The sequence below is a fragment of the Canibacter oris genome, assembly GCF_014197205.1.
Lineage (GTDB): Bacteria > Actinomycetota > Actinomycetes > Actinomycetales > Microbacteriaceae > Canibacter > Canibacter oris.
Map to the genome: position 1 here is coordinate 57,306 of NZ_JACIFD010000004.1, position 18,318 is coordinate 75,623.

Annotated in this window: 17 protein-coding genes and 1 other RNA gene; 14 read left to right on the top strand and 4 right to left on the bottom strand. The window is 56.8% G+C overall.

Features of this window, described 5'->3' with window-relative positions:
* Window positions 1-10 precede the first annotated feature (10 nt).
* Both glmM and F5897_RS02550 read left to right on the top strand, forming a co-directional pair.
* Window positions 11-1,360: a phosphoglucosamine mutase gene (gene glmM, locus F5897_RS02545; protein WP_183304353.1), complete on the top strand. Its 1,350-nt coding sequence runs from the start codon at window positions 11-13 to the stop codon at window positions 1,358-1,360.
* Between the two features lie 265 nt (window positions 1,361-1,625).
* Entirely contained in the window at window positions 1,626-3,284 is a 1,659-nt protein-coding gene (locus tag F5897_RS02550; RefSeq protein ID WP_183304354.1) for a DUF7926 domain-containing protein, read from the top strand.
* An 82-nt stretch (window positions 3,285-3,366) separates the two neighbouring features.
* Here F5897_RS02550 and coaA read toward each other — a convergent pair whose 3' ends face one another.
* Complete coding sequence (gene coaA / locus F5897_RS02555; protein WP_124824505.1) at window positions 3,367-4,374, bottom strand: type I pantothenate kinase; 1,008 nt, start codon at window positions 4,372-4,374, stop codon at window positions 3,367-3,369.
* A 31-nt stretch (window positions 4,375-4,405) separates the two neighbouring features.
* Here coaA and glmS point away from each other — a divergent pair, with 31 nt between their 5' ends.
* From glmS to tsaD, 7 genes are read left to right on the top strand one after another with little or no spacing between them, the layout of a single operon-like run.
* Window positions 4,406-6,250: a glutamine--fructose-6-phosphate transaminase (isomerizing) gene (glmS, locus tag F5897_RS02560; RefSeq protein ID WP_183304355.1), complete on the top strand. Its 1,845-nt coding sequence runs from the start codon at window positions 4,406-4,408 to the stop codon at window positions 6,248-6,250.
* Between the two features lie 24 nt (window positions 6,251-6,274).
* Window positions 6,275-6,664: a holo-ACP synthase gene (locus tag F5897_RS02565; protein WP_183304356.1), complete on the top strand. Its 390-nt coding sequence runs from the start codon at window positions 6,275-6,277 to the stop codon at window positions 6,662-6,664.
* Window positions 6,664-7,800, top strand: a complete 1,137-nt coding sequence (alr, locus tag F5897_RS02570; RefSeq protein WP_233574330.1) for an alanine racemase — start codon at window positions 6,664-6,666, stop codon at window positions 7,798-7,800. The genes F5897_RS02565 and alr overlap by 1 nt, the downstream gene beginning before the upstream one ends.
* A 29-nt stretch (window positions 7,801-7,829) precedes the next feature.
* Window positions 7,830-8,378, top strand: a complete 549-nt coding sequence (tsaE, locus tag F5897_RS02575) for a tRNA (adenosine(37)-N6)-threonylcarbamoyltransferase complex ATPase subunit type 1 TsaE (RefSeq protein WP_425485645.1) — start codon at window positions 7,830-7,832, stop codon at window positions 8,376-8,378.
* The gene (tsaB, locus tag F5897_RS02580) at window positions 8,375-9,274 is read left to right on the top strand and encodes a tRNA (adenosine(37)-N6)-threonylcarbamoyltransferase complex dimerization subunit type 1 TsaB (protein ID WP_183304357.1); all 900 of its coding nucleotides are present in this window, start codon (window positions 8,375-8,377) and stop codon (window positions 9,272-9,274) included. Before tsaE ends, tsaB begins: the two co-directional genes overlap by 4 nt.
* Window positions 9,271-9,774, top strand: a complete 504-nt coding sequence (gene rimI / locus F5897_RS02585) for a ribosomal protein S18-alanine N-acetyltransferase (protein WP_124824501.1) — start codon at window positions 9,271-9,273, stop codon at window positions 9,772-9,774. Before tsaB ends, rimI begins: the two co-directional genes overlap by 4 nt.
* Window positions 9,761-10,834 (top strand): tRNA (adenosine(37)-N6)-threonylcarbamoyltransferase complex transferase subunit TsaD, encoded by a 1,074-nt coding sequence (gene tsaD / locus F5897_RS02590; RefSeq protein WP_124824500.1) that lies wholly within the window; start codon window positions 9,761-9,763, stop codon window positions 10,832-10,834. Before rimI ends, tsaD begins: the two co-directional genes overlap by 14 nt.
* Window positions 10,835-10,948: 114 nt before the next feature.
* On the opposite strand, the gene F5897_RS02595 is transcribed toward tsaD, so the two are convergent.
* From F5897_RS02595 to F5897_RS02605, 3 genes are all read right to left on the bottom strand, one after another.
* Window positions 10,949-11,560 (bottom strand): PepSY domain-containing protein, encoded by a 612-nt coding sequence (locus F5897_RS02595; RefSeq protein WP_183304358.1) that lies wholly within the window; start codon window positions 11,558-11,560, stop codon window positions 10,949-10,951.
* A gap of 139 nt (window positions 11,561-11,699) precedes the next feature.
* A complete protein-coding gene (locus tag F5897_RS02600; RefSeq protein ID WP_183304359.1) occupies window positions 11,700-13,094 on the bottom strand; it encodes an aspartate aminotransferase family protein in 1,395 nt (464 codons plus the stop codon).
* A gap of 2 nt (window positions 13,095-13,096) precedes the next feature.
* The gene (locus F5897_RS02605; protein WP_124824614.1) at window positions 13,097-13,549 is read right to left on the bottom strand and encodes an Lrp/AsnC family transcriptional regulator; all 453 of its coding nucleotides are present in this window, start codon (window positions 13,547-13,549) and stop codon (window positions 13,097-13,099) included.
* Between the two features lie 198 nt (window positions 13,550-13,747).
* On the opposite strand from F5897_RS02605, the gene prfB reads away from it, so the two are divergent.
* The 5 genes from prfB (at window position 13,748) to ssrA (ending at window position 18,309) form a co-directional block, all read left to right on the top strand.
* A complete protein-coding gene (prfB, locus tag F5897_RS02610) occupies window positions 13,748-14,851 on the top strand; it encodes a peptide chain release factor 2 (RefSeq protein WP_183304360.1) in 1,104 nt (367 codons plus the stop codon).
* 67 nt (window positions 14,852-14,918) lie between these two features.
* Window positions 14,919-16,184 carry a cell division ATP-binding protein FtsE gene (ftsE, locus tag F5897_RS02615; protein WP_183304361.1) on the top strand — a complete coding sequence of 422 codons (1,266 nt, stop codon included), beginning with the start codon at window positions 14,919-14,921 and terminating at the stop codon, window positions 16,182-16,184.
* A complete protein-coding gene (ftsX, locus tag F5897_RS02620; RefSeq protein WP_124824495.1) occupies window positions 16,181-17,095 on the top strand; it encodes a permease-like cell division protein FtsX in 915 nt (304 codons plus the stop codon). The genes ftsE and ftsX overlap by 4 nt, the downstream gene beginning before the upstream one ends.
* A 179-nt stretch (window positions 17,096-17,274) precedes the next feature.
* Window positions 17,275-17,754 carry an SsrA-binding protein SmpB gene (gene smpB / locus F5897_RS02625; RefSeq protein ID WP_183304362.1) on the top strand — a complete coding sequence of 160 codons (480 nt, stop codon included), beginning with the start codon at window positions 17,275-17,277 and terminating at the stop codon, window positions 17,752-17,754.
* A 181-nt stretch (window positions 17,755-17,935) separates the two neighbouring features.
* Window positions 17,936-18,309: a transfer-messenger RNA gene (gene ssrA / locus F5897_RS02630) on the top strand.
* Window positions 18,310-18,318: the final 9 nt, after the last annotated feature.

Genomic DNA, 18,318 nt, shown 5'->3' on the forward strand with positions numbered 1-18,318 from the left:
GCTACTGTCGATGACACGCCTTTTTGGCACGGATGGGGTGCGGGGCCTAGCTGGGGTAGATGTTACCGCAGAATTGGCCCTGCACCTCGCCAAAGCAGCGGCTTTTGTGTTGGGGCGCCAAGCGCGCTCCGAAAGCCGCCGCGCTGTAGCGGTCGTAGCGCGTGACCCTCGGGTTTCCGGGGAGTTCATCGCTGCGGCCGTTGCGGCAGGCCTCGCAAGCGCCGGGGTCGATGTGCTGGAAGCCGGAGTTATTCCGACACCAGCGGCAGCGTATTTGGTGGCTGACACCAAAGCTGATTTCGGGGTGATGATCTCAGCATCGCACAACCCCGCGCCAGACAATGGCATTAAGTTTTTTGCGGCGGGCGGAAAGAAGCTCGCAGACGATGTGGAAGACCAGATTGAAGCTGCGATGCGGCAGCCCATCGCTGGCACCACTGGCCGTGAGGTTGGTCGCATCCGTCGTTTTTCTGATGCGGAGGACCGCTACCTTGTGCACTTGCTGGGCACGCTTGAAAACCAGCGGCTTGATGGCTTGCACGTAGTACTGGATTGCGCCCACGGCGCTGCGGCAGGAATTTCTCCGGATGTTTTCAACGATGCTGGCGCGAGGGTAACCGTTATTGGTAACGATCCGGACGGTTTTAACATCAACGACGGCATCGGATCCACCCATCTCGAAAAACTGCAGGAAGCAGTCGTTGCGGCTGGCGCTGATTTGGGTATTGCTCACGACGGCGACGCTGACCGTTGTCTTGCGGTTGATGCCAACGGACAGGTGGTTGATGGCGATAAAATCATGGCGATTTTGGCGCTTTCAATGCAAAACCGCGGTAAGCTTACGAAGAACACGCTGGTGGCAACGGTCATGAGCAACCTCGGTTTGAAGCTTGCGATGGCAGATCGCGGTATTGACGTGATTGAGACCGGCGTTGGTGACCGCTATGTGCTGGAGGCTTTGAACGCTGGTGGCTATGCTCTGGGCGGCGAGCAGTCGGGGCATGTCATCATGAGTGAGTACGCTACCACCGGTGACGGAATTCTCACCGGTTTGCATCTTGCAGCTGAGGTTGCACGGACCGGCAAGCAGCTCGCTGAGTTGGCTGAGTGCATGAGAGTATATCCGCAGGTTTTGGTTAATGTGCGCGGAGTTGATCGCTCTCGCTGTAACAGTGACGAAGTTTTGGAACAGGCGGTGCATCAAGCAGAGTTAGCTCTTGGTGGATCAGGCCGCGTGCTGCTGCGCCCGAGTGGTACCGAGCCGGTTGTGCGGGTGATGGTTGAGGCTGCTAGCGAAGAGCAAGCGAAGCAGTTGGCGGCAGATTTAGCTGCGATTGTAAAAGAGCGGTTAGCGCTTTAAATTCATTCACTTTAGCAGTGTTGGTTGCTGTGTAAAAGCTTTGCCGCGGCTGCTGGAGCTGGTAATTGTCAGAATTAGAAACTAAAATACATGCTTTGGCATGTTTCGGCGCTTCTTGTTGAAGCGATTCTTAAAGCAGCGTAAAATCGTAATTGCCCCCTCCCCCCGAGAGTTTGTGCTGCAAATATTCTTTGTTGCATAATTTGGGGCTCCGTCTGTTGAAGAAAGATGAGAGATTATGATCCCAATTAATGCGAGGCGCAGCATGAAAAAAATTGGCGCCGTGTTTGCCGCAACAGCTGTTGCGGCCACTGGTCTGATGCTAAACGCTGCTGGGCCAGCTGCTGCTGATACTAACCCTAATATTGACGTCAAAGTTGTCGAGCAAATGGTCAGGGTTAATCAAAACCTGGAGCCAACCACCGGCGCAATGACCATAAATACAGCAGGAATGCTGAAGTTTACATGGGATGCTACAAATGCAAACCCGAAACCAGGTGACTCTTTCTACATTGGAATCCCTGACGCCTTGATTAATCGCGGTGTAGCCGCTAATTCTCAGGGCGTTTCACGAGATCTAATTTTCAACGATCAAAAAGTTGGGGATTGTCTGGTGCAAGCTCAGCGAATCACTTGCACCCTCAACGAACAGATTCGCGGGAAGCGGAATATTAAGGGCGAAGGCAGCATTGTGATGAATGCTGCGAAAGAAACTACCGAAAACTACGTGGAGTTTGACCTCAACGGTAAGGTTACGCGCGTAAACCTGCCTGGTGATAAGCCGATTACAAAAACCCCGGGTGCTTCTGGCTGGAACGACTGGGGTTACGGTAAGGCAGCCTATACCCTGAGTGCTGATTCAACAGAGGTGACCTGGAGCGTGGTTTTCGGTACGAAATACCTTGCTGAAAAAACCTCAAAGACTTTTGATGGTAGCCGACAGACTCTGAGCTTCAAAGACAAGCTCGGTGAGGGTGCCAAGTTTGATACTGACCTCAGCAAATATCGTCTGGTGCTGCGCACTTCAGAAGCGCGCCCCGGAATGGATGCCACGGTGCTTACATATGCGAACGGTAACGACGCTACCGTTGATTACGGTGATTTTGATTTGACCTTTAAGGTTGAAGATGGTCACGGAGTGTTTACTGTCACTGGCCCGTTTGAAGCAAACACGAATTATCAACTGGTTTACAGCACTCCATTTACAAATGGAACCATGCCGCAGCCAAGCTTCTACTACACCAATGAGATTACCCTTGTAGGTTCTGATTTGGTTCGTGCTGCAAAGCATCGTTATGAGCATGCCGTGAACATCACAATTCAGATGGAAGACGGATACGGTGCGCTTACCGTAATGAAGAAGATTACTGGGGCAGCAGCTGACGCTGTGGCAGCGGATATTGAGTATCCGGTATCTATTGCTTACGAGTTGCCAGCCGGTACCACCGAGCAGGATTACCCAACCTGGGGTGACAAGAAGCCAGTAAGTAATCCTTTCACAGTAAAAGTGAAAGCTGGCGTCGAAACTGAGGTGCCTTTCCACTTCCCGCACGGCACTAAGGTGACCGTATCAGAGCCTGGCCTTGCTGGTACTAAAACCGCCGACGGCAAAGTACTGTGGGGTACCCCGGTTATTAAAATTGACGGGGTGGGAGATAGTGACACCGCCTCAACTACCATCGAAAACCAGGTCGTAGGAAAAGTTGAGATCACCAACGAGGCTAATGTGCCTCCAACGCCTCCGGCTCCAAACCTGCCCGAGCAGCCACTAGAACCAAAACCTGAGCCAAAACAGCCGCCAAAGCCGAGCTTGGCTAAGACAGGCGCTGATGGCATGCTGCCAATGGCAGGTCTCGCAGCGTTTGCTGTAACCCTGGGCGCAGGTGCGGTTTACGGGGCAAGTCGCGTTCGCCGTAAAAAATAAGCACCGGGCGCATTAGCCCAGTGCTGAACAGTGACTAAAACTGCCGGTAGCTCCTACGAGCTACCGGCAGTTTCGCTATGAACTACAGTTTGCGCAACAACACCTTTTGCACTCGGTGGTCTGCCGCTTTACGCAGAATCAAGGAGGCCCGCGCTCTCGTCGGTTTAATATTGCGATCAAGATTTGGCTGATTGATTTCGTTCCAGAAATTCAATGCGGTTTCAATCGCTGTGGCGTCATCCATCTGTGCGAACTCCCGGAAAAAAGATTGTGGATCACGAAACGCGCTCTCACGCAGCCGTAAGAAACGTTGCAAGAACCAGTTTTTTATATCCTTAGTGCGGGCATCTACATAGATTGAAAAATCAAACAGATCGCTAACCGCCAAAGGGTGCTGCATGGTAGACGGTTGCAGCACGTTAATGCCCTCAATAATTACAATGTCTGGCTGCTGCACAGTGATAAACTCACCGGGCAGAATATCGTAAGAAAGATGGGAATACACAGGAGCTTTCACCGTTTCTACACCGGCTTTCAGCTGCGCTACAAACCGTAGCAGTGCGCGGCGGTTATAAGACTCTGGGAATCCCTTACGTGAGGCTAAACCGCGCTTCTCAAGCTCTGCATTAGAATACAGAAAACCGTCAGTGGTGACCAGATCCACCCGCGGTGTTTCCGGCCAACGCGCTAACAGATCACGCAAGACACGGGCAACGGTAGATTTACCAACTGCCACAGAGCCTGCGATACCAATGACAAACGGAGACTTTACTGCAGTGCTATGCTGCAGGAAAGTGCGCGTGCGGTTGTGCATCTCTTGTGCGGCAATGGCATACTGATTCAGTAAACGGCTCAGCGGCAAATAAACCTCCGCAATCTCGGCGAGATCCAGTTTTTCGCCAACCCCTTGTAGTGCGGTAAGCTCATGTTCCGCAAGCGGAGAAGCCATATCGGCAGCCAGCTGTGCCCACTCTGCGCGGGGAATATCTGTGAAGCGGCTAGGTAGATCAGGGCGCTCTGCGGGAGGCGAGGGGTCCGTCAAAGCACTAACTGCATCCCAGTTTCGCGGATTTAGTATTTGCTCAGTCATTACTTACTATCGTGCCACTAAAATTAACAGTATGTGTGGAATTGTTGGATATGTTGGCCCTGGCGACACCGCCGAAGTATTGATGTCGGGCCTTAGCCGGCTAGAATACCGTGGCTATGACTCCGCAGGAATCGCAATCGTAAACACCGCAGGCGAAGCGCAACTGCGCAAAAAATCCGGCAAACTAGTAAAACTTAAAGAACTGCTTGAGGCGGATCCGATTCACCAGGGCACCACCGGCATCGGGCACACCAGGTGGGCTACTCATGGAGGGCCAACCGATGAGAATGCGCACCCGCACTACAGCGAAGACGGCAACGTGGTGCTGATCCACAACGGCATTATTGAAAATTTTGCAGCCCTCCGTGACAGCATGCCGGACGCCACTTTCCGCAGCCAAACCGACACCGAGGTGGTCGCGGTGCTGCTAGGTCGTGTGCTGCAGCAGAATGGCGACCTTGAAACCGCATTCCGGCAGGTTGTGCAACAGCTTGAGGGCACCTTTACGCTGCTCGCCGCAGCTAAGAGCGAGCCCGGCAAAGTGGTTAGTGCGCGACATCATTCGCCGCTGGTAATCGGCCTCGGTGAGGGCGAAAACTTCCTCGGCTCAGACGTTGCCGCATTTGTGAAATACACCCGTCGTGCGGCAGCGGTAGAAGAAGACAACATTGCAATCATCACCGCAGACGAGGTACGCATCACCGACTTTGACGGTAAGCCACAACAGCTGCAGGAGTTTGAGGTGCAGTGGGATGCCGCAGCCGCAGAAAAAGGCGGCTGGCCATCATTTATGGCGAAAGAGATTAACGAGCAGCCCGAAGCTGTAGAGAACACGATTTTGGGGCGCGTGCAAGACGGGCAGGTGGTAATCCCGGAACTGGAACAGCTCGGGGAAGATTACCTGCGAGAAATCACCCGCATCGTCATTCTGGCATGCGGCACCGCGAGCTATGCCGGACAGATTGGCCGCTACGCCATCGAAGAGTGGGCGCGGGTGCCGGTCGAGGTGGAGCTGAGCCACGAATTCCGCTACCGCAACCCGATCGTTGACAATGGCACTCTGGTGATTTCAGTCAGCCAGTCGGGTGAAACTATGGACACCCTGATGGCAGTGAACTACGCTAAAGAGTTGGGGCTGAAAACCATCTCCGTGTGCAACACCCAGAGCGCCACTATCCCGCGCGAATCAGACGCCGCAATCTACACCCACGCTGGGCCGGAAGTCGCGGTGGCCTCAACCAAAGCGTTCCTCAGCCAGATCACTGCGCTGCAGCTGTTTGCGCTGCACTTGGGCCGGGTACGCGGAGTGCTTGACACTGCGGTGCAGCACAGAGCGGTTGCTGAGCTTACCGCTTTGCCAGCGAAAATCCGAGAAGCGGTTAATACCCACGGGCAGCTGAAAGAGCTCGCGCACTGGATGGCAGACACTCGCTCCGTGCTGTTCTTGGGCCGCCATGTTGGCTTCCCTACAGCGCTTGAGGGGGCATTGAAGCTGAAAGAAATCGCCTACATTCACGCCGAAGGTTTTGCTGCCGGAGAGCTGAAACACGGCCCAATTGCGCTAATCGACCACGGGCAGCCGGTTTTCGTGCTGGTGCCAAGCCCCCGTACCAACTCTGTAATGCATTCCAAAGTGGTTTCAAACATTCAAGAAATCCGTGCCCGCGGTGCCCGCGTCATCGCGGTCGTTGAAGCTGGCGACACCGCTGTGCTGCCGTTCGCAGACGACGTGATTCGCCTGCCGTTAACCGACACCATGTTTGAGCCGCTGCTGCAAGTAGTGCCACTGCAGTGGTTCGCGCTGGAACTGTCAACCGCGAAGGGGCTGGATGTGGATCAACCACGCAACCTCGCAAAATCCGTGACGGTAGAATAACCGCAATCAAAACAGGCGAAAAAGATGATTTACGGTATTGGCTGCGATGTGGTCGATATTGACCGTTTCGCCGCTAAACTTGCGGCGCACCCGGGGCTGCTGCCGCGGCTTTTCACACCCGCCGAGCAGCAGCTACCGGCGCGCTCGCTGGCGGCTAGATTTGCTGCAAAAGAGGCGGTAATCAAAGCGCTGGGCGGATCCACAATTAAAAATCAAAACGACAGCTACGACCTGAGCTGGCATGATCTTGAGGTGCTGCCCACACAGGGGCAGCGGCCGCAGTTCACAGCCACCGCGGGATTGCGGCGTGCGCTGCAGCTGAGCGCAGTGGCAAAACTGCATCTCAGTCTCAGCCATGATGGGAACATTGCGCAGGCGTATGTTGTCGCAGAACGCAGCGAGGAGGGTCAGTAGTGCGCACCGGAGCAATTCGCACCGCGGAGATTTCGCAGCGGGCAATCGCCGCTAACGTGCGGCGCGTTGCGGAGGTCAGCGGCAGTCAAGTGATTGCCGTGCTCAAAGCCAACGGGTACGGCCACGGCGCCGCAATTGTTGCAGAAGCCGCCCTCGCTGGGGGTGCAGCTGCTCTCGGAGTAGCCGACCTGGAAGAAGCGCTCGCCCTGCGAGACTCCGGGTTTGGGGTGGAACGATGCCGAATCCTGTGCTGGCTGCACGGCGTTAATGCAGATTTTGGTGCGGCCGTGGCGCACGATATCGAAATCGGGGTTAGTCACCTGGAACAGCTCAGCGCGGTGGCTGCCGCCGCGACGCAGCAGGGTAAATGCGCGAGCGTGCAGCTGAAACTCGACACCGGGCTCAGCCGGAACGGCGCCGACGGGCGTGAATGGGAAGCGCTGTTTCAAGCTGCTCGTGACTATGAAGTAGCGGGTGCGGTGCGGGTCACCGGGCTGTTTAGCCACCTCGCCAACGCCGGTGCGCAAGAAGATTTGGAGCAGGCAATCGCCTTTGAGAGCGCAATCGCGCTGGCGCACAAAATCGGCCTGCAGCCTGAAATGCTGCACCTGGCAGCATCGGCTGCGGCGCTGGGCGGTGTGGAAAGACTGCAGTACAACACGGTGCGCGTCGGCATGGCAATCTACGGCCTCAGCCCATACCCCGACAAAACAGCGGCAGAGTTGGAGCTGCAGCCCGCGATGAAACTCACCGCTGAAATTATTGCGCTGCGCTCCGCGCGGGCCGGCACCGGAGTGTCATACGGGTACAACTATCGCTGCCCGGCAGACACCGTGCTGGCGCTTTTGCCCGTGGGATACGCCGACGGCATGCCCCGAGCTCTTAACAACGTGGGTGCCACGGTTTCCGTGAACGGTGAAAAGCGTGAAATCGTGGGGCGGATCGGCATGGACCAGTGCATTATCGACCTGGGGCAGGAGCTCGGCAGCCGTGTCAAACTCGGCGACCGGATAGTGCTGTTCGGGGATCCACAGCAGGGAGAAACCCCGGTTGAAGAGTGGGCTGAGCAGCTGGAGACGATCAACTATGAGGTGGTCGCGGGAATCGGGCCACGGGTGAAGCGCGTAGCCGTGTAAAGCTCAGGCTAACGCGGTATTCTTGAACAGTGCCAGCAACAACCAGTAACCACCAGATAACCATCGCCACAGCCGCACAAATGCACCATTTCGGGGAGCGTTTAGGGCAGCTGCTGCATGCCGGTGACTTGGTGCTGCTAGCCGGCGAGCTGGGAGCTGGCAAAACCACCCTGACGCGCGGCATTGGCGACGGGCTGCAGGTGCGCGGGCCTATCACCAGCCCAACTTTTGTGCTGGCGCGCACACATCCGTCGCTGGGTGCAGGGCCAGCACTGGTGCACGTTGATGCCTACCGGCTGCAAGATAGTGGCGAGCTGGAAGATTTAGATCTAGATTTTGAGCGTAGCGTGGTGATTGCGGAGTGGGGAGCCGGGCTGGTAGATGCCGCGAGCGTGACGCTGGAAATTGTGATCACCCGGGCGACCGGCGCGAACCTGCCAGCTGCGCAAGACGCTGCCTGCTGGGACGAGGTTGATAGTGACGAGCCACGCCAGTTGCAGCTGCGAGTACACGCGCCGCGCCTGCAAAACACCGACTTTGCGGCGCTCGCAGCAGAGTTTGACGAGGAGCAAGCATGACAGCAACATCACAATCGGCGACTGCGGCTAGCGCACGTTTTACGGTGACCGCTTTAGATTTGGTGGCTGCGGATCCCGCCGCCCGCTTGCTAGCGATTGACACCTCCGGAGGCACAACCGTGGCTGTCAGCACCGGAGCAGTAGCGTGGCAGGCGCGCAGCGCTGATCCGCTGGCTCACGCGGAGGTTATCGGGGAGATGATTGCAGCCTGTCTGACCGCTGCCGGGGTGAGAGCTCAGGAGATTACTGGTGTTGTGATGGGCACGGGGCCTGGTTCTTTCACAGGCTTGCGGGTCGGGATGGCGGCGGCGCAGGGTTTCGCTGCGGTGCGAGGGGTGCCGTTGCTGCCGCTGGTGAGTCATGAGGCGGTGGCGTTGCGGGCAGCGCGAGGGAGCTGCGCTGTTGCTGGTGTTGGTGCAGCTGTAACCGCTGCTGCTGCCACAGCTGAAGCTAGCGTGCTGCAGGTGCGAATTGTGCAGGATGCGCGCCGCCGCGAGTTTTTTGTGTCGAGCTATGAGATCGCCGCAGATTGGGCCGTAACAGCAACGCTGCCGCGTCTGGTGAGTTCGCCGGAAGTGGTGCCGCAGGCTGACTTTGTCACCGTCGCTACGGATATTACCGAGCCGGAGGTGTGGGCGGGTGATCTGCTGCAGCTGGCGGCACTGCGAGTAGCGCAGGGACTGCCGTTTGCGGCTGCCGAGCCAGTATATTTACGCGACCCCGATGTGCGGCAGCCGGCGGGGACGCAGTTCACTGGGGCGCCTGTGGGGACATCTGCGGGGGCGTTTGTCGGTACGCAACCAGCAGCTGAGCAGCCGGCTGGAGTCAAGACCGCCGCGGAACAACCCGTAGGATCGCAGCCAACAGGAATTCAGTCTCCGGGGACGCAGCGATGAACGAGGGGGCTTTGCCGATTGAGCTACGCGCCGCAACCGCAGCTGACGCCGCAGTCATCACGGCGCTAGAACAACAAATATTTGTGTCTGATGCGTGGAGCGCGGGGCAGATCGCGGAGGAGCTAGCGGCACCTTATCGCAGCTATTTTGTGGCGCAGCATGGCGGTGAGGTGTGCGGGTATGCTGGGGTCTTGGTGATTGGTGCGGAGGCTGATGTGCAAACCATTGCGGTCGCTGAGTCACAACGTGGCCGCGGAATCGGCGCCAGCTTGTTGCGGGCGCTGAACGATGCTGCTGTGGCGCAGGGGGCAACGGATATGTTTTTGGAGGTGCGGGTGGATAACCCGGCCGCGATTGCCCTGTATCAAAAATTTGGGTTTGTGCGGTTAGGGGTGCGCCCTAAGTACTATCAGCCAGAAGGCGTAGATGCGTTAATCATGCGGGCGCTGCTGCCGTTGGCGCCGGTCGCTGCTGAGGGAGAAGAAAATGCGACAGCTTAGTGAACTCTTGGGTAAAGCTGACCCTGTGGTGCTGGGAATCGAGACCAGCTGTGACGAAACCGGCATCGGCATAGTGCGCGGCAAACAGTTGCTTGCAAACGTGATTGCTTCCTCGATGGAGCAGCACGCGCGCTTCGGTGGTGTGGTGCCCGAGGTGGCGGCACGGGCGCACTTGGAGTCACTGTCGGGAACGCTGCAAGAAGCCTTCAAGGCAGCGGGAATTAGCCCAGCAGAGGTTGACGCGGTTGCGGTGACGGCGGGCCCAGGGCTCGCCGGTGCGCTGATGGTTGGGGTTGCTGCCGCCAAGGCAATTGCGCTGGCTTTAGAAGTGCCCCTGTATGGTGTGAACCACCTGGTTGGGCATGTGGGGGCAGAGCTGCTCGCCAGCGAAACCGAGCTTGCGATGCCAACCGTTGCACTGCTAGTGTCGGGCGGTCATACCTCATTGCTGTTGGTGCGTGATCTTGTGAGCGACGTGCAAATGCTGGGTGAAACCATTGACGATGCGGCCGGAGAAGCCTTCGACAAAGTTGCGCGGGTGTTGGGGCTGCCGTATCCGGGCGGGCCGCACATCGACAGGGTGGCTGCTGCCGGAGACCCTACAGCTATTAGGTTTCCGCGCGGACTTTCTAAAAAGAGCGACATGGTAAAACACCGTTATGATTTCTCTTTTTCCGGTATTAAAACCTCGGTGGCTCGCTGGGTGGAGCGCGAAAAAGCTCTCGGTAATGAGGTGCAAATTGCGGATGTTGCGGCGAGCTTTCGGGAAGCAGTTGCTGACGTGCTGATCACCAAGGCGGTTAATGCCTGCGTCGCGCATGAGGTGCCGCGGCTGTTGCTGGGCGGTGGTGTGGTGGCGAACGCCAGGGTGCGGGAGTTGGCAGAGCAGCAGTGCGCTGCGCACGGGATTGAGTTGCGGGTGCCGCCGCTGTCGCTGTGCACCGACAACGGGGCGATGATTGCATCACTTGGAGCACAGTTGATTAGTGCGGGCAAAGCTCCGTCGCCGCTAGATTTCAGTGCTGATTCCACATTGCCGGTGACCACAATTAGGGTTTAGGTTAATCAGGGTTTAGACAGTAAAGCGGTGACCGTGTCAGAGGACACTGTCACCGCTTTCAGGCTGCTGTACCATATTAAAATCGGTGGGCACGCAAGCGTTGCCCATTGCGGCCTAGACTAAGGAGCCTGTTACCGCGTCAACCAGCACTCGGGTTTGTGCGGTTTGCCCAGCTGGCAGCACCGTAATCTCCCACAGCAGCTGCGTGCCGACGTTGTCAAGGTTGATATCGTAGACAGTGCCCTGCAGGTGAGAAGGCACAGCGTTTAGCGCATCTAGGATATTGATAACCGCGCGTTTAGCGTCAGCGATGTCGTCGGAGTCAGCGAGCTCCAGCGGCTCCTGCAGCAAAATTGTTTTGCCGGTTGGATCAAGTTCCAGCGTTACCATGGTGGAGTCAGCCTTGAAAATTTCGACATCCCAATGGTTGCCGTGCTCTTCGTAATCAAGATCGGTAATCACGCCCCCAGGGTGCGCCTGTGCAGCAGTCTGCAGCGCCTGCTTCGCGTCAGCGAAAGTGGTTACCGCCGTGGCAGGGGTGGTGCTTGGCGCAGTCGGGGCAGTTGTTGCCGTGCCAGTATGCCCGGTGGAGCCAGAAGATTGCGGGGCGGTTGGATTTACTGGGCTGCCGGAGGTGTTAGCCGCGTCGCGCGGTACACAGCCAACGAGAGCGGTAACAGCAACGGCAGATGCTGCCGCGATAACTAGAGGTTTTTTGAAGTTCATGACTTTGATAGTAGAGGACAAAGATGAGTGATACCGGCTAGGGTGCTGAATTTATGCGTGGTATGAGCTGGGCACTGGCTGGGAAAAACAAAGGTGGCATCGCCCTTGGGCGATGCCACCTCAGCTCCTACTCTAAAAATTAGATCTTAGAAGAAGCATCTTTCAGCACAGAGCGCAGAATGCCGCCGATTTCAGCAAACTCGCTTGGGCCGATGGTCAGTGGTGGAGCCAGCTGGATTACTGGGTCGCCACGGTCGTCAGCGCGGCAGTACAGGCCTGCATCCCACAGGTGTGGTGACAGGTAGTCGCGCAGCAGACGGTTTGACTCTTCCTCGTTAAAGGTTTCCTTGGTGGTCTTGTCTTTCACAAGTTCGATACCGAAGAAGTAACCCTCACCGCGAACGTCGCCAACGATATCGATGTCGAGCAGCTTCTCAAGCTCAGCACGGAATAGTGGGCTGTTCTCTACAACGCGCTCGTTCAGCTTCTCTTCCTCGAAGATGTCGAAGTTCTCAAGTGCCGCAGCTGCCGCCGCTGGGTGACCAGCGAAGGTGATGCCGTGGTAGAAGGTGTTGTCAACATCGTTGAATGGTTCGTATACGCGATCGCTCACAATAGCAGCACCCATTGGAACGTAACCGCTGGTGATGCCCTTAGCGCTGGTGATGATGTCTGGGGTGTAGCCCAGAGCCTTGCACGCAAAGAAGTCACCGATACGACCGTAAGCACAGATAACCTCGTCGCTGACGAGCAGCACATCGTGCTTGTCACAAATCTCGCGAACGCGCTTGAAATAGCCCGGTGGAGGTGGGAAGCAGCCACCTGAGTTCTGCACTGGCTCCAGGAACACTGCCGCAACAGTTTCCGGACCCTCGAACTCAATCATCTCTTCGATGCGGTCTGCTGCCCACTGGCCGAATGCCTCGAGGTCATCGCTTGGGCCGCCCATTTCATCTGCACGGTAGAAGTTGGTGTTTGGTACACGGAACCCGCCCGGGGTCAGTGGCTCATAGAACTTCTTCATGTCAGGAATACCGGTGATGGTCAAAGCGCCTTGCGGGGTGCCGTGGTAAGCGACAGAGCGAGAAATCACTTTGTGCTTCATTGGCTTGCCCTTGAGCTTGAAGTAGTGCTTTGCAAGCTTGAAAGCGGTCTCTACGGCTTCGCCACCGCCAGTGGTGAAGAATACGCGGTTCAGGTCGCCCGGTGCGTAGCTTGCCAGACGCTCAGCCAGCTCAATAGCAGCTGGGTGTGCGTATGACCAGATAGGCATGAAGTCAAGCTGCTTCATCTGCTTTGCAGCAGCCTGCACAATGCGATCGCGGCCGTGGCCTGCGTTTACAACGAACAGGCCAGCCAGGCCGTCAATGTAGCCCTTGCCCTGTGCGTCGTAGATCATGTGGCCTTCGCCACGGGTGATCACTGGAATACCGTCGTTTAGTACTTTGCGTGAAGTGAAGTGCGGCCACAGATGCTTGCCGGCACTTGCCTGTAGAGCAGCAACGTCTACTGCTGCAGCTGGATCAAAAGACATGGTTATCGTGTTCCCCAGTCGTATTTCTGTTTATGGATATTGAGATACATAAAGGTCTCTGTGGCGGCAACCCCCTCGACGGCTCTGATCTTGCCGTTCAGCACCTCGATTAGGGCGTTGTCGTCTTCGCAGACAAGCTCGACAATAATGTCGAACGCGCCAGCAGTCATAACTAAATATGACACCTCAGGCATCTCTGCGATTCGATCGGCTACCGTGCGGATATCGCCGAGAACCTTGATGCCCATCATGCTCAGTCTGCTGAAGCCCAACCGCATCGGGTCGGTAACCGCAACAATCTGCATCACGCCGGCATCAGTGAGCTTCTGCACTCTTTGCCGCACAGCAGCCTCTGACAGCCCCACAACCTTCGCGATTTCGGCATAGCTTTTGCGACCGTCGAGCTGAAGTTGCTCAACAATCTGCTTTGAAACCGGATCCAGTGAAGGAGCCATTAGCTTTTTGCTCACGCTACTGATTCTGGCACAAAAACCAGTAAAAAGCAAAGGAATAAGCAGTGAAAACGGTGTATTAGCTATATATTTCGTATCATCTGAGGTGGCGGTGAGGTGGTTTGCTGAGCTCCCGCTACGGCGGCGCGGGAGGGGTATTTTCCTGCGCGGTGCAGACGCGGCGCGGTATGCTTAATAATCATGCTTGATCAAGATTTTGCGGCGCAGATTAAAACCCTCAGACAAACCCATGCGGATATCGCGCAGGTCATTGATGTGGCTGCCCTGCGGGCGGAAATCACTGACCTGGAGCAGCAGGCAGCTGACCCTGAGCTGTGGAATGATCAAGCGCGGGCGCAGCAGGTGACCAGCGCGCTGAGTTACGCCAAGGCGAAACTACAGAAGATTGACGCGGTCGCGGCGCGACTTGACGATCTGGAAGTTTTGGTGGAGCTGGCGGTTGAGGCCGCAGACGCTGCCACCATTGCAGAAGCGGAAAAAGAGCTTGGGGCGATCCACACCGCAGTAAATGAGCTAGAGGTGCAAACGCTGCTCTCAGGAGAGTACGATGAGTGCGCCGCGGTGATGACGATCCGCTCCGGAGCCGGCGGTGTCGATGCTGCCGACTTTGCGGAGATGCTGCAGCGGATGTATCTGCGGTACGGTGAGCGCAATAATTACCGCACCACCGTGATGGAAACCAGCTACGCCGAAGAAGCGGGCATCAAGTCGACCACAATCGAGTTTGATGCGCCGTACGCTTTCGGGGCGCTGTCGGTGGAGTCAGGCACGCATCGCTTGGTGCGCATGAGCCCGTTTAATTCACAGGGCAAACGGCAGACCAGTTTTGCCGCGGTCGAGGTGATTCCGCTGCTACCGGAAGCGGAGGCTGTGGAAATTCCGGAGAGCGATATTCGCGTTGATGTTTACCGCTCCTCGGGGCCTGGCGGGCAGTCAGTTAACACGACAGATTCAGCGGTGCGCATCACCCACCTGCCAACCGGCATCGTGGTCGCAATGCAAAATGAGAAAAGCCAGCTGCAAAACCGTGCCGCGGCGATGCGGGTGCTGCAGTCGCGGCTGCTGGTGCTGCAGCGCGAGGCAGAGGCTGCGAAGAAAAAGGAGCTCGCCGGCAACATCACCGCCAGCTGGGGAGACCAGATGCGCAGCTATGTTTTGGCGCCGTATCAGATGGTGAAGGATCTGCGCACCGAGTATGAGGTGAACAATCCGCAGCAGGTTTTCGATGGTGGTATCGACGGGTTTATCTCTGCGGGTATTAAGTGGCGCGCCCAGCAAAGCTGAGAATATCTGCCAGATAGCGCGCGGCACGCCGCTGAAAACCTGGTGAGGGCGTAAAGTCGTAAGCACCATGATCACATTCAGCAATGTAACTAAACGCTATCGCGGCACTAAAAAGCCCGCGTTAGATAATGTGTCGCTGCAAATTGACCGCGGTGAATTCGTGTTCATCGTGGGTTCTTCGGGCTCAGGCAAGTCGAGCTGTCTGCGTCTGATGCTGCGCGAGGATCAGGCAACCGGCGGGCAGGTGCACGTGCTGGGCCACGACCTCAGTAAACTTTCAAGCCGCAAGGTACCGCTGTTCCGCCGCAATCTGGGGATGGTTTTCCAGGACTTTAGGCTGCTGCAGAACAAGAACGTGTACGAGAATGTGGCGTTTTCGCTGCAGGTGATCGGCAAATCTCGCGGTTTTATTCAGGAAGCGGTGCCGGATGTGCTGCAGACCGTGGGGCTCGCGGGTAAGGAGAAGCGATACCCGCATGAGCTTTCCGGTGGCGAGCAGCAGCGCGTGGCGATTGCGCGTGCGGTTGTTAATAAGCCCGCAATTTTGCTTGCTGACGAGCCGACCGGAAACTTGGATCCCGCAACCAGCCTCGGGATTATGCAGTTGCTGCAGGAAATTAATGCTGCGGGCACCACGATTGTGATGGCGACGCACGAGGCGGCGTTTGTGGATATCATGCGGCAGCGTGTGATTGAGCTCTCCGAAGGTGTTGTGGTGCGTGATGAGCAGAGCGGCGGCTATGGTGAAACTGCTTCGATTCCGTTGGAGGATCTGCGCAAGGCCGGGCTGCGTGCCCCGCTGCGGGTGACGACAGAGACCGTTGCGAAGACGCTGAACCCGGCTGCGGTGCCGGCTATGGACAGTTCCGACGCGGGTATCGCGGGTGCTGCCGCGGCCGGTGCTGCCGCGGCCGGCGTTGCCGCTGCCGGCGCTGTGGCTGATGACGGTGCTGCTGCGGGTGCTGTGGCGGCAGCGGGAGCGGAGACTGAACCAGCGACTGATGCTGCTGCGGCAGCGGCGCTACCGGAGGTTACTCCCGCCGAGCAGACCGGGTTTAATCCGGAGTTTATTGACACTGAGTATGTGAACTCGGTGCTTGCTGAAGCAGCCGGGGGAGACATCGAACAGGATATTTTGACCCCGTCAGAACCGTTACTCGATGTCGCAGAAAGCGCCGAGCCAGAGGTAGCAGCGGCTGATCCAATCGCAGCACAGGAGCAGGCATTAGCAGACCTGTTAAACGCTGACGCGACCGCAGTTGCGGGCATTGCGGAGCGCCTGGGGCTTGAAGACACCGCTGAGGGCGATGAAGAAGTGGGGCCGGTTAAATGAGATTCTCTTTTGTGATTGGCGAGGTTTTCCGTGGGCTGCGCCGTAACTTCTCGGTTGTCACCTCAGTGGTTTTGGTGACTTTCGTGTCGCTCACTTTCGTGGGTGCTGCGATTTTGATGCAGCTGCAGGTGCAGCAGATGAAAAACTACTGGTATGATCGCGCCGAGGTTGCGATTTACATGTGCACCGCCTTTGATCAGAGCGCCACATGTGCGGGAGCAGACGCTGATGCTGAACAGCTCGCGGCGGTTGAAAATGAGCTGAAATCAACGGTTTTGGCAGACCACATTGAAAGCTATACTTTTGTGGATCACGAAACCGCATACGCAGAGTTTGTGAAGCAGTTTGAGGGTAACCCGGTGGTTGATATCACCCGCCCAGAACAGCTGAATCAAACCTTCTGGGTGAAACTGAAAGACCCGAGCCGGTCGGAGATTGTAACCGAGGCGTTTACCGGGAAACCGGGCGTGCAAAGCGTGTCTGATCAACGGGCGCTGCTCGATAGTATTTTTGTGTTCTTGGCAATTGCCAGCTACACCGCGATTGGTATCGCGGCGCTGATGCTGGTGGCGGCGATGCTGTTGATTTCAACCACGATTCGCCTCTCCGCTTTCAGTAGGCGCCGTGAAATCGCGATTATGCGACTGGTGGGAGCCTCGAACCGGTTTATTCAAACCCCGTTTATTCTGGAGGGTATCGTGGCGGCGCTGCTCGGCGCGATTCTGGCGAGTGTTGCAACGCTGGCGATTGTGCGGTTCTTTGTGCAGGACGTGCTGACCACGGCGATGCCGTTCACAAGTTATATTACGGTCACACAGGCGCTCATCGTGCCGCCGATTCTTATCGGGGTGAGCATCCTGCTCGCGGGTGCCGCAGCAAAAGTTGCGATTACCCGCTACCTCAAGGTATAAATAAAAGCTATGCTTGATGCTGTGCACTGCGGCCGCTGGCTGCGGTGCACAAGCTTTTACTGCGGTGCGCAACGTTTACTGTGGTGCATAAGCGCTTGCCGCGTGCGCAAGCGTTCCAGGCAAGCGAAATTTTTTAAACTGTAAATGACACCTCGAAGGTGACGAGAAAGGAGTGGCAGATGTCAAAGCAAACGCCAGGTGAAAAACTGATTGCGTCAAATAAAAAAGCGCGGCACGAGTACCACATTCTCGACACCTACGAGGCGGGAATGGTGCTCACCGGCAGCGAGGTGAAATCGCTGCGCGAAGGGCGCGCGTCGCTCACTGACGGTTATGTTTTCATTGAAAACGGTGAAGCCTGGCTAGACGCGGCATATATTCCCGAGTACCTTAACGGCACCTGGACGAACCACGTCCCGCGGCGCAAGCGCAAACTGTTGCTGCACCGGCACGAGATTGCGAAGCTGTGGCAAAAAACTCGCGACAGTGGCGTCACCATTGTGCCGCTGAAGCTGTACTTCCTGGACGGACGCGTCAAAGTTGAGATTGCGCTGGCGCGCGGTAAGAAAGAGTATGACAAGCGGCAAACCATCAGGGAGCGGCAGGACAAGCTGGAGGCTGAGCGAGCGATGCGCAGCCGCAATAGGCTCGGAGAGTAGCTGCCTGCGGGGCTGATCCACCTGCGGCGTAATAGGCTCTGCAAAGACCCTGATTTCAGCCTCCGCGGCTTGCGCAAAGTGGTGCCCGGGTGCTATATTTAGAAGCTACGCTTAAGCGTTAGAACTTTGACAACATAATATTTAGGTTGAAACTACCCGAGTATTGTGTTGTGCAAAATCCGGGGCCGATCGGTTTCGACACGTTGATTTGAGACTGTGAGAAGCGTGCCGAGAATGCAAGTCATCTCGTAAACGTGCTTGCAAAAAATAGGTGCAAACTCTAAACGCGCCGACTTCGCACTTGCTGCTTAAGCAGGGCGGTTAAAAAGTCCGTCACCCGTGGGTTCGTCTTCGCCCCGCGGCTGGCGTCATCTTAGAAGACTAGCTGCTGCGTCGCGCCTCAGGGCGCAGCGGGACTTTTCACTGCGGCTGGGTCTGTCGTCCAAGGTGTTCGTAACAATGGACGGGATCGAGCAAAACGTCTAACGAACTACGCACGTAGAAGGCACAGAATCATCAACGTGGACCCGGGTTCGATTCCCGGCGGCTCCACTTTGTAAGTGA